Source organism: Vibrio sp. Hal054 (genome assembly GCF_037162405.1).
Lineage (GTDB): Bacteria > Pseudomonadota > Gammaproteobacteria > Enterobacterales > Vibrionaceae > Vibrio > Vibrio diazotrophicus.
This window is the reverse complement of the sequence record NZ_JARLUT010000001.1, coordinates 2,352,059-2,367,270: the sequence shown is the minus strand read 5'-3', so window position 1 is coordinate 2,367,270 and position 15,212 is coordinate 2,352,059. Positions and strand designations below refer to the sequence as shown.

Annotated in this window: 13 protein-coding genes and 3 pseudogenes; 10 read left to right on the top strand and 6 right to left on the bottom strand. The window is 43.4% G+C overall.

Translation table 11 applies throughout. The features are described from left to right. Positions 1–44 precede the first annotated feature (44 nt). From P4S58_RS10905 to ybaK, 5 genes and pseudogenes are all read left to right on the top strand, one after another. Positions 45–428: a SirB2 family protein gene (locus tag P4S58_RS10905; protein ID WP_102952692.1), complete on the top strand. Its 384-nt coding sequence runs from the start codon at positions 45–47 to the stop codon at positions 426–428. 49 nt (positions 429–477) lie between these two features. Continuing rightward, positions 478–1,287: a SirB1 family protein gene (locus tag P4S58_RS10900; RefSeq protein WP_102966643.1), complete on the top strand. Its 810-nt coding sequence runs from the start codon at positions 478–480 to the stop codon at positions 1,285–1,287. 18 nt (positions 1,288–1,305) lie between these two features. Beyond that, entirely contained in the window at positions 1,306–2,157 is an 852-nt protein-coding gene (gene kdsA / locus P4S58_RS10895; RefSeq protein ID WP_042484105.1) for a 3-deoxy-8-phosphooctulonate synthase, read from the top strand. Positions 2,158–2,519: 362 nt separating this feature from the next. Then, positions 2,520–4,181, top strand: a complete 1,662-nt coding sequence (gene ushA / locus P4S58_RS10890) for a bifunctional UDP-sugar hydrolase/5'-nucleotidase UshA (RefSeq protein WP_042484102.1) — start codon at positions 2,520–2,522, stop codon at positions 4,179–4,181. A gap of 133 nt (positions 4,182–4,314) precedes the next feature. After that, positions 4,315–4,792 (top strand): annotated as a pseudogene (gene ybaK / locus P4S58_RS10885) (Cys-tRNA(Pro) deacylase). A 64-nt stretch (positions 4,793–4,856) separates the two neighbouring features. Here the strand turns inward: ybaK and P4S58_RS10880 are convergent. Then, the gene (locus tag P4S58_RS10880) at positions 4,857–6,113 is read right to left on the bottom strand and encodes a uracil-xanthine permease family protein (RefSeq protein ID WP_042484095.1); all 1,257 of its coding nucleotides are present in this window, start codon (positions 6,111–6,113) and stop codon (positions 4,857–4,859) included. A 219-nt stretch (positions 6,114–6,332) separates the two neighbouring features. Here P4S58_RS10880 and P4S58_RS10875 point away from each other — a divergent pair, with 219 nt between their 5' ends. After that, complete coding sequence (locus tag P4S58_RS10875; RefSeq protein ID WP_052404585.1) at positions 6,333–7,526, top strand: DUF2066 domain-containing protein; 1,194 nt, start codon at positions 6,333–6,335, stop codon at positions 7,524–7,526. 104 nt (positions 7,527–7,630) lie between these two features. Here the strand turns inward: P4S58_RS10875 and P4S58_RS10870 are convergent, their stop codons facing one another. From P4S58_RS10870 to P4S58_RS10855, 4 genes are read right to left on the bottom strand one after another with little or no spacing between them, the layout of a single operon-like run. Next, positions 7,631–8,059 carry a DUF2069 domain-containing protein gene (locus tag P4S58_RS10870; protein WP_042484092.1) on the bottom strand — a complete coding sequence of 143 codons (429 nt, stop codon included), beginning with the start codon at positions 8,057–8,059 and terminating at the stop codon, positions 7,631–7,633. Positions 8,060–8,103: 44 nt separating this feature from the next. After that, complete coding sequence (gene wrbA, locus P4S58_RS10865; RefSeq protein WP_337164554.1) at positions 8,104–8,679, bottom strand: NAD(P)H:quinone oxidoreductase; 576 nt, start codon at positions 8,677–8,679, stop codon at positions 8,104–8,106. Beyond that, entirely contained in the window at positions 8,679–9,029 is a 351-nt protein-coding gene (gene arsC / locus P4S58_RS10860) for an arsenate reductase (glutaredoxin) (RefSeq protein ID WP_102987470.1), read from the bottom strand. The genes wrbA and arsC overlap by 1 nt, the downstream gene beginning before the upstream one ends. A gap of 25 nt (positions 9,030–9,054) precedes the next feature. Beyond that, the gene (locus tag P4S58_RS10855) at positions 9,055–10,512 is read right to left on the bottom strand and encodes a beta-barrel assembly-enhancing protease (protein WP_102987491.1); all 1,458 of its coding nucleotides are present in this window, start codon (positions 10,510–10,512) and stop codon (positions 9,055–9,057) included. A gap of 236 nt (positions 10,513–10,748) precedes the next feature. On the opposite strand from P4S58_RS10855, the gene P4S58_RS10850 reads away from it, so the two are divergent. The 3 genes from P4S58_RS10850 (at position 10,749) to P4S58_RS10840 (ending at position 14,115) form a co-directional block, all read left to right on the top strand. Further along, entirely contained in the window at positions 10,749–10,994 is a 246-nt protein-coding gene (locus tag P4S58_RS10850; protein WP_042484082.1) for a sulfurtransferase TusA family protein, read from the top strand. After that, positions 10,978–12,051, top strand: coding sequence for an AI-2E family transporter (locus P4S58_RS10845; RefSeq protein ID WP_102952699.1), 1,074 nt, complete (start codon positions 10,978–10,980; stop codon positions 12,049–12,051). The genes P4S58_RS10850 and P4S58_RS10845 overlap by 17 nt, the downstream gene beginning before the upstream one ends. Positions 12,052–12,243: 192 nt before the next feature. Further along, positions 12,244–14,115: a methyl-accepting chemotaxis protein gene (locus P4S58_RS10840; RefSeq protein WP_337163973.1), complete on the top strand. Its 1,872-nt coding sequence runs from the start codon at positions 12,244–12,246 to the stop codon at positions 14,113–14,115. A gap of 79 nt (positions 14,116–14,194) precedes the next feature. On the opposite strand, the pseudogene P4S58_RS10835 reads toward P4S58_RS10840, so the two are convergent. Then, positions 14,195–14,344 (bottom strand): annotated as a pseudogene (locus P4S58_RS10835) (thioredoxin-dependent thiol peroxidase); the annotation flags it as partial. A 510-nt stretch (positions 14,345–14,854) separates the two neighbouring features. On the opposite strand from P4S58_RS10835, the pseudogene P4S58_RS10830 reads away from it, so the two are divergent. Beyond that, a pseudogene (locus P4S58_RS10830) lies at positions 14,855–15,162 on the top strand (regulator). The last annotated feature ends 50 nt before the right edge of the window (positions 15,163–15,212 follow it).

The following is a 15,212-nucleotide window of genomic DNA, read 5'->3' as shown; positions in this document are numbered from 1 at the left end:
ACGATATCGAATAAAAAGTCATATTAGGCGCAGAGAGGATAAAGATGTACGAAGGTTTAAAACATTTCCATATGCTGACGATTGCCATCAGTGCACTGTTGTTGTCCGTTCGCTATGTATTACTGATGATGAACTCAAAGCATCTGCAGAATAAATTTCTGAAAATCACACCACACGTTGTTGATACCTTCTTATTGTTATCTGGTGTCGGTTTAATCTTTATTACTGGTTTCTTCCCATTTACTGAAGCGGCACCTTGGATGACCGAAAAACTGACCTGTGTTCTCGCTTATATCGCCCTAGGTTTCTTCACCCTTAAATTGGCGCGTAATAACTTACTGCGTACCTTTGCATTTTTCGGTGCATTAGGTTGGTTAGGCATGGCAGGTAAAGTTGCAGTAACTAAAGTGCCAGTATTTTTCGGCTAATTATCAACCTAGTCAGAATAATCCCAGTTAGCGAACAAAGAGTAGTTAAATGCTTGACTTATTTGATGAAGATTTTGATGAGATGGAGCTGGTTGAGGGAGCATTAATCCTCAATAAAGCCATTGATCCAGAAACTCAAGTAGAATGGGCTGAGCAAGAGTTAAGCCGTCTACTAAACGAAGCTGAAGCCAGATTAGCGGGTAAAGCGGAACAGAAAGAACGTTTCGATGCATTCTTGCACTTATTTTACAAAGAGTGGGGATTCATCGGCGATCGTGAAGCGTATTATGACTCTGACAATGCTTTTATTGACAAAGTATTAGAGAGACGCAAAGGCGTACCCGTGAGCTTAGGCGCGTTGCTTCTGTACTTCGGCCGTAAGCTTGGTTTTCCGATGCAAGGCATCACTTTTCCGACGCAATTTTTATTGCAGGTGAATTGGCCAGACGAAACGAATCGTTACTTGAACCCATTTACGGGTGAGTACGTATCAAACCATACGTTGCAAGCGTGGTTGATTGGTATGAAAGGCCCACTCGCTAAATTGAAAGCAGAGGACCTCAAAGTAACCGATCATCCGACGATCATTGGCCGCTGGCTTGCCTTGCTAAAAAGTGCCTTATTGCGTGAAGAGAGATACACTCTTGCATTGAGATGTACCGATTTAGCCCTAACTTTTGTTCCGGATGACCCATACGAAATCCGTGATAGAGGCTATATTTATCAGCAATTAGATTGTCATCAGGTGGCAATGTCTGATTATCAGTTTTTTATTGATAATTGCCCTGATGATCCAGCAGCAGAATTATTAAAAACTCAAATGCATGCACTCAGTCATAGTACTGTGACCTTGCATTAATCAATGAAGAGACAAAACATGGAACAAAAAATCGTTCACGTTGGCGATATCCCTGTCGCAAACGACAAACCGTTCACCTTGTTTGCAGGCATGAATGTGCTGGAATCTCGCGATATGGCTATGCAAATCTGTGAGCACTACGTAAAAGTGACAGACAAGCTAGGTATCCCATATGTATTTAAGGCTTCGTTTGATAAAGCAAACCGCAGCTCAGTACATTCTTACCGTGGCCCTGGTCTTGAAGAAGGCATGAAAATTTTCCAAGAACTGAAAGATACTTTTGGTGTGAAAATTATCACTGACGTACACACAGAAGCACAAGCTCAGCCTGTTGCTGACGTGGTTGATGTTATTCAGCTTCCAGCTTTCCTAGCTCGTCAAACTGACCTTGTTGAAGCAATGGCAAAAACAGGTGCAGTAATCAACGTGAAGAAACCTCAATTTATGAGCCCGGGTCAAGTGGGTAACATCGTTGAGAAATTCGCTGAGTGTGGCAACGAGAAAATTATTCTATGTGAGCGTGGCTCTTGCCATGGTTACGACAACCTAGTGGTTGATATGCTTGGCTTCGGCGTGATGAAAAAAGTGTCAAACGGCAGCCCAATTATCTTCGACGTGACTCACTCGCTACAAATGCGTGATCCATCTGGCGCAGCTTCTGGCGGTCGTCGTGAGCAAACTGTTGAGCTAGCCAAAGCGGGCTTAGCAACAGGTATTGCTGGTCTGTTTATTGAAGCACATCCAAATCCAGAAAAAGCACGCTGTGATGGTCCTTCAGCATTGCCACTTGATAAGCTTGAGCCGTTCTTAGCACAGATGAAAGCTCTGGACGATTTAGTGAAAAGTTTTCAGCACATCGACATTCGCTAATTGAATGAATTTTCGTGTAAAAAAAGCCACCTTCGGGTGGCTTTTTTATGCCTGCCAGACAGTGACTAAATCGTTGAGCAAACGATTTCATTCACAAATTCATCTTACTAAATTAAGAAAAAGTAAAAAAAACGGCTTCAATCAACTAGTTTTACTATTTAGCCAATTAAGTGACTAAATTTTTTGACGTTTCTGTTGTGATCTATTAGACATAAATATGAAATAACTCTGTCACTTGTACGAGGTTATTTTAAGGTTAGATCTATTTTTAAAGGTCAATCGCAAGTGAACTCAACAGAAAACAGATTGATCTAGGCTTAAAAATTATTAGTAGTGGAATTCATCAGCTCAAAGGTATGACAATGAAACAAGGCTTTATTCTTAAAACGGTTTTAAGTACCGCTATTTTAGCGTCATTGGCAGGCTGTGCGACTCAACCTGCTCACGAGTGGGAAGCAGATAAAACGTACAAACTGACAGTGCTTCACACCAATGACCATCACGGTCGTTTCTGGCAGAACAAATACGGCGAGTACGGCATGGCCGCTCGTAAGACTTTGATCGACGATATTCGCGCTCAAGTTGAAGCAGAAGGCGGCAGCCTGTTGCTACTTTCAGGTGGTGACATCAACACAGGTGTTCCTGAGTCAGACCTGCAAGACGCTGAGCCTGATTTCAAAGGGATGACCAAGATTGGTTATGATGCCATGGCATTAGGTAACCACGAGTTTGATAACCCACTAGAAGTGCTGTTCAAGCAGCGTGAGTGGGCGGATTTCCCAATGCTTTCTGCAAACATTTACGACAAGTCTACTGGCAAGCGTTTGTTCCAGCCTTACCAAATGTTTGATAAGCAAGGTATCAAGATCGCTGTTATCGGTTTAACAACGGAAGATACAGCGAAGATCGGTAACCCAGAGTACATCGGTGGTATTGATTTCCGTGACCCTAAAGAAGAAGCGAAGAAAGTGATTGCTGAGCTGAAAAAGACTGAGCATCCAGATCTGATCATCGCAGTGACTCATATGGGCCACTACCAAAACGGTGAGTACGGTATTAATGCACCGGGTGACGTTGCACTGGCTCGCTACCTGAATGAAGGTGACTTGGATATGATCGTTGGTGGTCACTCTCAAGAGCCTGTGTGTATGGAAGGCCCGAATGTAGTGAACAAAAACTTCGCTCCGGGTGATGAGTGTAAACCAGACATGCAAAACGGCACTTACATCGTTCAAGCATTTGAATGGGGTAAATACGTTGGTCGCGCTGATTACGAATTCCGTAACGGTGAACTGAACATGGTTAGCTATGATTTGATTCCAGTAAACCTGAAGAAGAAAGTGAAAGTTAACGGTGAAAGCCAACGTGTCATCGCAACGACTGAAATTGCAGAAAACAAAGAAATGCTGGAGTTCTTACGTCCTTATCAAGAGAAAGGCCAAGCTCAGTTAGGTGCAAAAGTTGCTGAGTCTAATGGTAAGTTGGAAGGTGACCGTAACGTGGTTCGTTTCCAACAAACTAACCTAGGCCGCTTGATTGCTACAGCGCATATGCAACGTGCGAAAGCGGATTTCTCTGTTATGAACTCTGGCGGTGTTCGCGACTCTATCGCGGCAGGCGATATCACGTACAAAGATGTACTGAAAGTTCAACCTTTCGCCAACATCCTTACTTACGTCGATATGAGTGGTCAGGAAGTGCTTGATTACCTAAATGTAGTTGCGACTAAGCCTGTCGATTCTGGTGCTTATGCGCAATTCGCTGGTATCTCAATGCAAGTGCAAGATGGTCAAGTATCAAACGTGTTTATCGGTGGCAAACAGCTTCGCCTAGACGATACCTACCGCTTCACTGTACCAAGCTTCAACGCGGCTGGTGGTGACGGCTATCCTAAGATTACAGACCGTAAAGGTTTCGTAAACACTGGTTTCGTGGATGCGGAAGTTCTTAAAGACTACCTAGAAGCGAACAGCCCGATTGACGTAAACAAATATGCTCCGTCAGGTGAGATTGTTTACAAGTAATCAATGAGTTGTTTGATACGCAATTGAATAAGCGGTGTGAAAACACCGCTTTTTTTTATTAATGTAAATTGATGCGAGAAGAGATAAGCTAACCGCCTGAGGAATAAAGGTTAGATTGTGGTAAGGAAATAGAATGACCCCAGCGATTCAGTTAGCGAAGAAAAAAAGTCCCTCACACCATTCATCAATATGAACACGATCCTAACAATGCCAGCTATGGTTTAGAAGCGGCAGAAGCGTTAGGTCAAGATCCGAAAACCGTGTTCAAAACGTTACTTTTTTGCCTCAATGGTGAAGAGAGAAACCTCGCTGTGGCAATTATTCCCGTAGACCAGAAACTGAATCTCAAATTGGCAGCTAAAGCAGCAAAAGCCAAAAAAGCCGATATGGCTAACCCAGACATCGCGCAGAAGACAACCGGATATGTGGTTGGCGGAATCAGTCCTTTAGGACAAAAGAAAGCGCTACCGACTTTCATTCATCACAGTGCCACTGAGCTGGCAAGCATGTGCGTGAGTGCAGGGAAGAGAGGATTGGAGATTGAGCTAGCGCCACAAGATTTAGCGACATTAACGCGGGCGCAGTTTGTAGACTTATGTCTTGAAGCTTGAACTGTATTAATCAATAAAATGGCCTCATCAAGAGGCCATTTTCATAGAGATAGTAACGTCCCTATTAAGAATTTTGTGTTTTTTCTTCCATCTGAGCGTTATCCACAACGTGGTTTTCGCCCAAATCTCTTGGTAGAAGAAGGTTTAGTAGGATAGCAACGATACCGCATAAGCTTACACCTTGTAGGCTGAAATCACCCACGCCGAAAGCCATACCGCCAATACCAAATACCAGTGTTACTGCCACAATCACTAGGTTACGTGATTTGTGCAGGTCAACGTGGTTTTTGATCAGCGTGTTTAGACCTACTGTCGCAATAGAACCGAACAGAAGAATCATGATGCCGCCCATTACAGGTACAGGGATAGTTTGTAGTAGAGCGCCGAGTTTACCGACAAGAGCAAGTACGATCGCCGTTACTGCTGCCCAAGTCATGATCACTGGGTTGAATGCTTTAGTCAGCATTACTGCGCCAGTAACTTCAGAGTAAGTTGTGTTTGGTGGAGCACCTAGGAATGCTGCAAGCATTGTTGCCGCTCCGTCACCTGCGATAGTGCGGTGTAGTCCCGGCTTCTTAATATAGTCTTTGCCCGTTACGTTCGAAATTGCCAGCATGTCACCCACGTGCTCTACCGCAGGAGCAATCGCAACAGGGATCATGAATAGAATGGCGTTAATGTTGAACTCTGGGAAAGTGAAATTAGGCATTGCGAACCAAGCTGCTTCACGAACAGGAGTGAAGTCTACAACGCCAAAGAATAGAGACAGAGAGTAACCCGCAATAATGCCGCACACGATTGGGATTAACTTAAAGTAACCTTTAGCAAATACACTAGCGACAATAGTAACAAGTAGAGATACACAAGAAATCCAAAGAGAAGCATCACCGTCAACCAGTTGGAATGCACCATCACCACTCTTACCTAGTGCCATGTTTACCGCTGCTGGGGCTAGACCAAGACCGATAACCATAATTACTGGGCCAACTACTACAGGTGGCAGAATTTTGTGGATGAACTCTACACCGCGAAGTTTAATGAAGCTGCCAAGAATAATGTAAACAGCACCTGCTGCGACTAAGCCACCCATAGTTGCAGGAATACCCCATGTTTGAACACCAAACATGATAGGAGCAATAAAGGCAAAAGAAGAAGCGAGGAAGATAGGAACAGAACGACGGGTAATAATTTGGAAGAGTAATGTGCCGGCACCAGCACCGAATAAAGCAACGTTAGGATCGAGTCCCGTCAGCAGCGGAACCAGCACTAACGCCCCAAATGCAACAAACAGCATCTGAGTGCCCAAAATGGCATTTTTCATGGTATTTTCCCTGTAGCTAAACAAAATTCGCGGGATTCTATCACTTTTGCAAACGTTTGCCATTTAAACTAGATCAATTTTTGTTACTTTTGTCATTTACATTCGGCGAGCCAAAGTAAAAGTTTGGAAACTTTTATTACCAGTGGCGAGCACTCACCTTGCCCCATAAACGATAGTTGCTTATCATCAACTTTCAGAAACTTAGAACGTAGGAACAATATGCGCTATTTAGCTTTTTTGCTGATGGGATTAACGTCTCTCCCAGCTTCTGCACTCACCACGGTTAATCTGTACAAAACAGAAGTCGTTATTGATCAGACACAAGAAGGTGCAGATGCCAAAGCTCGATCGCTGGGTATGCAAAACGTTATTGTTCGCGCCACGGGCGATAAAGATGCCGTAAACAATGAAGTAGTTCAAAAGGCGTTAAGTAAATATAACCAATATCTAAACCAGTTTAGTTATGGTCAGACAAACGATGTCTCTACGATAACCATGCAGTTCAGCGCGCCGCAAATTCGTTCTCTGATTACTCAAGCTCAGTTGCCATTCTGGCCTGAAAATCGCGCTAACCTTCTCGTTTGGCTGGTGGAAGAGACCCCATACGAACGTGTGATCAGTTGGGAACATTCTGACTCTAAGATTCTAAAACAGTTGAAAGAGGAATCCTTGGCGAGAGGGTTGCCTATTACTGTCCCGGTTGGTGATTTTGATGACATTACAGGGTTAGAAATTTCTGATCTGTGGGGTGGTTTCATTAAACCTATCAGCCTAGCAAGTGATCGTTACCCAACAGATGCAGTATTAGTAGTTAAAGCGCAAGGCAACGATTTGCGTTGGACACTGTATGACCAAAATGCTTACAACATGCTTCAGTCACAGAAAGCGCCAATGACAGGAAGAGCATCTGGCAGTGCCGCAGCGGCAGAGATGATTGATCAAATTAGTGACTACTACGCAAAGAAAAACTCCGTACTGATTGGTTCTGAGTCTTCACAAACCGTATTAGCATCATTTGATTCAATTAAAAATGCTGAAGACTTTTTCTCATTAGAAAAACGCTTAAAAGCGTTAAGCTCAGTGGCTTCACTCGATATTCTTAAAATCCAAGGTCAAGAAGTGGTGTTCAATGTTCACTTGCTGGCGACTGAAGAGGATTTCGAGCAAGAAGTACTGCGTATTGCCCAAGTTCAAAAGGCTCCAGAGCTAGAAGTTCCGCAACCTTTACCTGTGGAACCGTCAGTTGAACAAGCAAACTCAGTTCAAGAGCCACAAGACCAAGCTATTGATACGACTGAGCCTGCGGTTGTGAACCCTGTTGATAGCAGCGAGCCTACTCAACAAGGTGATATGTCGGTTGTGACAGAGCCTGTTTCAATGGAGAAAACTTTGCGTTTTACTTGGTTAGATTAATCTGTCCGATTAAGTATCGAAAGGCAAGATAGACGCAAATAAATATAAGAAGCCCCTGTTGCTCATCACAACAGGGGCTTTCTTTTTGCTCTTTAAAGTCTTTGCTACTCTTGGTCGAATCGTTGTTTCTCTTGTTTTTCAACGACAGAAAGTTTGGTCAATTTCAGCCCTAACTCTTTACCACGATGTCTTGCGTACAAAACGTTGCCCATAAATGCTGAGAAAGTGAGGAACAGTTCGACAGCTGCCAGCCAGCGTTCGCCATCGTCGACATACAAAATGGTGAAAGCATGTAAGAAATACAGCATCAGAATAAAGTTGGCCCAAGCGTGGGTATAAGGTTTACCCGCTAAGATACCTGGTAGAGGCAACAGCAGTGGAATCAGCCACGCTACCGTTAACGCCAATGGATTAAGGTGTGGGTGTGGTGATAAATCCAGTTGCCATAAAGCTATCCAAACAATCAAAGCGAGGTTACTTGTCAGTGCTAACCAGCGAAACTGTTTGGTTTTTGAGGTCATTTCAACACTCATGGTCGTTCCTTTAATGAGACTCGTCTGTTGAACAGAGACGGTCTTTAGTTCGATGCATCTTTTAGTTGTCGCGCTAGCTTAGCAAGACGTTTTCCGAGTTGACGTGCAAGTTCGCTTTCATCTTCAGAGAGTTTGCTGTTCAATTGCGATACGTGGCTAGCACCGTAGGGGGTGCCACCTGATACGGAAGTATGCAATTTCGGCTCAGAGTAGGGGATGCCCATAATAACCATGCCATGATGAAGTAGAGGTAACATCATGGTTTGTTGTGTACTCTCTTGACCGCCATGTAAGGTGGATGATGAGGTAAACACACAAGCAGGTTTATCTATCAAATCGCCGTTTAGCCACAAAGGTGTGGTTTGGTCCCAAAAGTGTTTCAAAGGTGCGGCCATGTTGCCAAACCATGCAGGGCTACCCAAAGCCAAACCGTCGCAGTTCTTCAGCTCATCTAACGTGATATACGGATCTTCAGCATTGGTTTCATTGCTGTTGATCTCCGGAACTGTTCTCAGAATCGCTTCACAATCCGGGATACTGTTAATACCCCTAGCGATCTGCCTTGCCAATGACTGAGTACTACCGTGTCGGCTGTAATAGAGTACAACCACATTGGTCATCATAAGATTTCTAGAACCTGTTCTGGTGGACGGCCTAAGCGAGCCTTACCATTCGCAACGACGATTGGACGTTCAATCAGCTTCGGATTTTCCACCATAGCAGCGAACAGTTGGTCGTCAGAAACACTTGTATCACCTAGAGAAAGTTCTTTGTAGACATCTTCTTTGGTACGCATCATGTCACGCACAGAGGCCACGCCTAACTGGGCGTAAAGTGTTTTCAAAAGTTCAATACTGAGTGGTGCTTCAAGGTACTTGACGACTTCTGGCTGAACACTGTTTTGTTCCAACAAAGCCAGTGTTTCACGACTTTTTGAGCATTTCGGGTTGTGATAAATCACGACAGACATAGTTTTTCCTTACTTTCTCTTTTTATTATTGAAGCGATAAGAATCGTTCTCTTTGTATCATTAGCTGATCAATACGAGCGTCATATCGCGCTTGTTCTAAACTGCCTAGCTTGGCGAGTTGGCTGGCTTGTGTATATAGCTGAATGGCTTTGTTCCAGTTGGCTCGTAACGCTAGGACTTCGGCTTGAGCGGCCAAATCTTCCGCTTGATTTCCATTGCGACTGTTGGCTTCTGATAGTAAATGCCAACCGTTGGTATCGTTTGGATTATCGTGGGTATAACGCTGCAGCACGCGAATCGATTCGCTAAATTTCTGCTGTTTCAGTAACACGTTAGCGTAGTTCACCATCAAGACAGCATTATTTGGTGTTTGTTTTAACGCGGTTTCTAACAAATTCTGTGCGTCATTAAGACGGTCGGTTGCGATGTAAAGGTCGGTCATTGCATCGAGATAGAAACGATTGTTAGCATCTGCTTTTAACAGCTTGCTGAGAATCGCTTCGGCTTTGTCGTGCTGCTTTGTATCGAGATACACCAAGGCTTTGCCGTACTCAAAAGAAGCATCAAGAGCGGGTACGGTGGTTTTCTTTTGCGTTCTATTAAACCAATCTAAAGCGGCTTCACCATCAATGCCTGCATAGCGGGCCACAATACGGGCACGGGTCAAATGATAATCGAGGTCAGGCTTTAGATTAACGGTTGGAAAACTTTGAGCGCGCTCTCGGCTGTCTGTAATACGATCTTCCGGTAACGGGTGAGTTAAGAGCATCGGCGGCGGCGTGCTCGCGTAGCGATACTCATCCGCTAAACGACCGAAGAAACGTGGCATTGCTCTTACATCAAAGCCAGCTTTCGCTAAGGTAGAGATACCAAAACGGTCCGCTTCTTTTTCGTTGCTTCGTGTGTAGTTAATTTGGCTCTGCATGTTGCCCGCGGTGGTGGCGGTAATGGCCGCAATACCGGCTTCCGGCGCGGCAATAGCAAGTAGCAATGAGCCAGCTAATGCAGCCATTGTTGCTGGAGTGCGACGCGCTTGGTCTTCCATGCTGCGAGCAAGGTGACGCTGGGTTACATGTGCAATTTCGTGAGCAATAACGGAAGCCAGCTCACTTTCTGACTGAGCATGAAGAAATAAGCCAGAATGAAGCGCGACGTAACCGCCGAAAAAGGCGAATGCGTTGATATTACGATCTCGGATCATAAAGAAGGTAAACGGTGTTTTTACGTCGTCCGCGTTCGCAACTAATTTGTGACCAAGTGTGTCAATGTATTCGTTAATCACAGGGTCATTAACGATAGGCTTGCTGCTTCTCAGCATACGCATATAGGCATCACCATAGATCAGCTCTTGGTCTATGGTCAGAGTGGAACCCGCTACGGTACCAATGTCAGGAAGCTCTATAGTGTTAGCGTAAGAAAGCGAAGGCGCACATAACGCCGTTGATATACATAGGCAAACGAATGAACGAGTACGTTTTAACATCATGTTCTTTGTTGATACTCCAATATCATTTTCCATTAGGACATTGTCCGCTTGAAATGGTTTCCACCGTTCAGTCTTAAGTTGCTATGACTGTACCGTTAACTGCAACGTATTATGCGTGAATCCGAGAGATAAATAACCAATACTTTGTGACTCTACAACTTAGGATATTAAGAGTGGCGCATAGTGGAAAAGCCGATACAATGTCTGTCATATATTAAGGATTGAGCCGAAGAATGGAACCGAATATTCTCGATTTACGTCAACAGCGATGTCCCATGGCATTATTACTTGCTAAACGTCACACTGCCCAGCTTGACGCTGGTGATTCGGTAACCATCCTCATTAGTGATTCGAGCTCATTCAAAGATATAGAAAGCTATCTGCTTAAGCAGGATTATCTTTGCCAAAGCGTTAAATGTGATGGATATAACTCACTCACAGTTGTAAAGGAGACATCGTTACATGTTCGAAATGGTTAGTCGTTGGTATCAACGGCGTTTCTCTGACCCGCACGCCGTAAGTCTGGTTGCGATTCTTTTCTTCGGTTTCATCACCATCTACTTTTTCGGACATCTGATAGCGCCATTACTGGTTGCTATTGTTTTAGCTTATTTGCTTGAATGGCCAGTTGCTCAACTTTGCCGTTGGAAAGTGCCGCGTACCTTAGCGGTCATTCTCGTCATTTTGCTTTTCGTTGGTGTGATGTTTTTGGCCTTGTTTGGCTTGGTTCCTACTATCTGGGATCAGGTTGCGAACTTAGTCGCTGATATACCGAAAATGTATAATGGTGTGCAAAAGTTGATAGCGACACTGCCTGAACGTTATCCTGAGCTGGCTAATTTACAAATTGTTGAATCAATTATAAATAACGCCAAGGACAAAGCGATTGGTATGGGGGAATCTTTGGTGAAAGGTTCTCTGGCGTCTTTAGTCAGTCTTGCCACTTTAGGCGTTTACCTGATTCTAGTGCCGCTGTTGGTGTTTTTTCTGCTTAAAGATAAGCGAGAAATGCTCAAATTGGCGAGTGGCATAATGCCGCGTAATCGTAATCTAGCGAATAAAGTTTGGGTAGAAATGAACCAACAAATTTCAAACTATATTCGTGGTAAGGTGCTGGAAATCATTATCGTAGGTACGGTGAGTTACGTAACCTTCGCTATTTTAGATCTGCGTTACTCCGTGTTGCTTTCTGTGGCTGTTGGTTTCTCTGTATTGATTCCATACATAGGTGCTGCGGCAGTGACGGTGCCAATTGCGATTGTGGGTTTGTTCCAGTGGGAATTGACTTCGCAGTTTTATTACCTGCTTATTGCTTACGCCATCATTCAAGCTCTTGATGGTAACGTGTTAGTACCGGTTTTGTTTTCGGAAGCGGTAAATCTACATCCTGTCGCCATCATAGTATCGGTTCTGGTGTTTGGTGGTTTGTGGGGATTCTGGGGCGTCTTTTTTGCAATACCGCTGGCGACATTGGTAAAAGCGGTGTGGAATGCGCTTCCTAGCAGCGAAGAACAGCCTCCAGCCAAAGCTGAATAACTAAATTGTTACCCTGAGATTTTATTAAGCCCAAAAGTTGAATATTTTTGGGCTTTTTTACTATTTGAGATTAGTATTAAACATGCGTCAGTTGCAATACATATAACTAATAAAGAAATTGCTTAAGTTCTCATTTTTTTTGTCGATAAAGTGATGAACATAACATAACCACAAGTGTGCAATGAGGGACGTATGAGATTTAGTCAAAAGATTGTGGCCGCATCATCGGTATTGTTGCTGGTAACAGCATCTTTGCTATCTATTCAGCAGGTAAGCACTGTTCGAAAGGAAGTATCGAATTTAATTGGTGGTAGCATTAAAGGAATGGCCGAAGGAGTTGCCGATACAGTAACTTCGGAAATGGAGAGTAAGAAATCTCTTGCTCAATCAACCACAGATATTCTTCAGTTAGATCCCGAAAATCGTGATTATGTGAAAAATGTGCTGGAAACCAAAAAGCTCAAGAGTAGTTTTCTTGCCGTTGGTCTTGGTTACGACATTGACGGTAAAGTCGTTGAAAACGACGACGGTTGGGAACCAGATAGCAGTTATGACCCGCGTAAACGCCCTTGGTATGTCGATGCCAAACGAGATGGTAAGTTAACCGTTACTCAGCCTTATGTAGATGTTTCTACAAAGCAAATGATCATTTCTATTGCAACACCGGTTTACAACCAAGGTAAGTTCACTGGCGCCATGTTCTATGACCTGAAGCTAAACGGGCTTGCTGAAATGGTTAATAAAATCAACTTATTTGACGCTGGTAAGCTGTTCATTATTACTTCCGATGGTATGACCGTCGCTCACCCAAATGTTGAAAATAACGGTCAAAATATTTCCACCTATTTACCTAAAATTGATATCAAAGAAGGTTCTCAAAATATCGATATAGAGGGGAAAAGCTTTCTTCTTAGTTTGACCTATTTGCCGAGTCAAAACTGGTTTGTCGGTGCACTGATAGACAATGAAAAAGCCTTCGCGACTGTCGACAACCTAAGAAATAGCGCGATTATCTACACTATTATCGGTGTGGTTCTAAGTATCGTTATTTTGTCCGTTCTGATTAAATTCTTGATGCGTCCTCTTAACACGCTTAATAATGCGATTAAAGACGTGGCTTCTGGTCAGGGGGATTTAACCAAGCGTTTAAGCACTGATACAGATAAAGAATTTGCAGAGTTGGCGATGGACTTCAATACGTTCACGGAAACACTGCAAAACCAAATCAAGCAATCTAAAGCGATTGGTGAAGAGATTAAGCGTGGTGCTGAACAGACCATGGGCAGCGTACACTCTTCTTCTGAAGCTATGCGTTCTCAGCTTCATGAGCTTGAGCAGTTAGCGACGGCCATGAATGAAATGGCAGCCACCGCAATGGAAGTAGCCAATAATGCTCAAGGTGCGGCTTCAGCGGCAAAAGATGCGGATGATGCTACTCAAGAAGGTTCGAAAGTGGTGGGTGACACGACCTCATCGATTGATATGCTTTCAGCCCGAATTGAGCAGGCGGTAGAGGAAGTTCAAGGTCTCGAATCTGCAACGGCGAACATTGAAACGATTCTTAAAGTTATCAACGACATTGCTGACCAAACTAACTTGCTTGCACTGAACGCTGCGATAGAAGCCGCTCGTGCGGGGGACTCTGGTCGAGGCTTTGCTGTGGTAGCGGATGAGGTTCGAACGCTGGCGCAACGTACACAACAATCGACCACTGAAATTCGTAGTATGATTGAACAGCTTCAAGCTGGCGCGAATTCAGTATCTGTTGCTATGCATGAAAGTAAAGCAACGGCAGAGGAAGCGGTGAGCAAAGCTCAGTTAGCGGATGCTGCATTGCAGAAAATTCATGGCGCAATTCAACATATCAGCGACATGAACATGCAAATCGCTTCAGCAGCAGAAGAACAGAGCTTAGTGGCTGAAGAAATCAATAACAACACAGTGAAGATTAAAGACTTGTCGACACAGGTGTCTGAGTCGGCTGAAGAAGCCAATATCGCAATGCAAGTTCAAACAGAAAACGTGCGTGAGCAAGATGCGATTCTTGGTAAGTTTATCGTCTAACCTATCTTGATATGTTTAACAAAAAGGCCAGCATTGCTGGCCTTTCTTTTATCATCATGTGTTTTCTAAACAGTGCGAGTTAAGCCTGTTTTTCTTTTAGATAGTTCAGTACGACTTCGTGGTGATCTTTGGTTTTGAACTTGTCAAAGACGTGTTCAATGATACCGTTTTCGTCAATCAGGAAACTTATGCGGTGCAAGCCATCATAAACTTTGCCCATAAAGCCCCACCCTTGGAAATTTTATGGGACAAATTTTTTGACGATTATTGACAAACTATATCTTTAACAGTTGGTTAGGTTAGTAATTTTTCTTTTTGAACCTCAATTATAGCATCTGTCATAATTTTTTGTAAATCGGGCTGATTTTGACGCGTTTCCAAGCGTAAACTTGTCATAAAAACTAAGGCGTTGCTATAAGGTGAAGTTGATAGTCATTGCAACAGAATCGCTTGGTGATCACACACAATGATTCTGAGCCTGTAACTAATTTTTGGACAAAAATGTGTTTCAAGAATTCTAATATTGACGATTAATGAATAACTTTTTATAAGGCAAATTTGCCAATTAGTATGCTTTCGTACAGTGCGCACTTTGTCTGGTTATGTTTGATGGTGCATATCTCCTTAACTCAGTGCACCTCTTGTATTTAGAGGTTTATCATTGAATAACCGCGAAATGAGTAAGAATTGTATTTTTCGAGAGTTAGAGTGCCAGATGATGAAGGAATAGGTTGCTGAACTGTGTTTTAAAACTGTGAGAACGTCACAGGTTGGGGTGAAGGAAAACCGATACCACCTGAGTGTAAAAGGCTTATGCGTATGGAAAAGGTCGGGAACTCAGCGTAAATGATGATTGGGAACAGTTCAAAATGTTATATGACAGTATGGAGCTGCCGATAGGCTACAACAAATATTAGAAGGAATAGCGCTTTTAGGGATTCAGTCAGAATTGAAAATCAAACATCAACACATTTGTTGGGGCTCACTAGGGCGATAGCCAATATCCAGAAGAAGTATTACAAAAGTCTGGTTTTGTACAAGCTATGAAAAATAGACGTAAGCTAATCAATACGAAACAGCTCTTTATTGATAGAGTT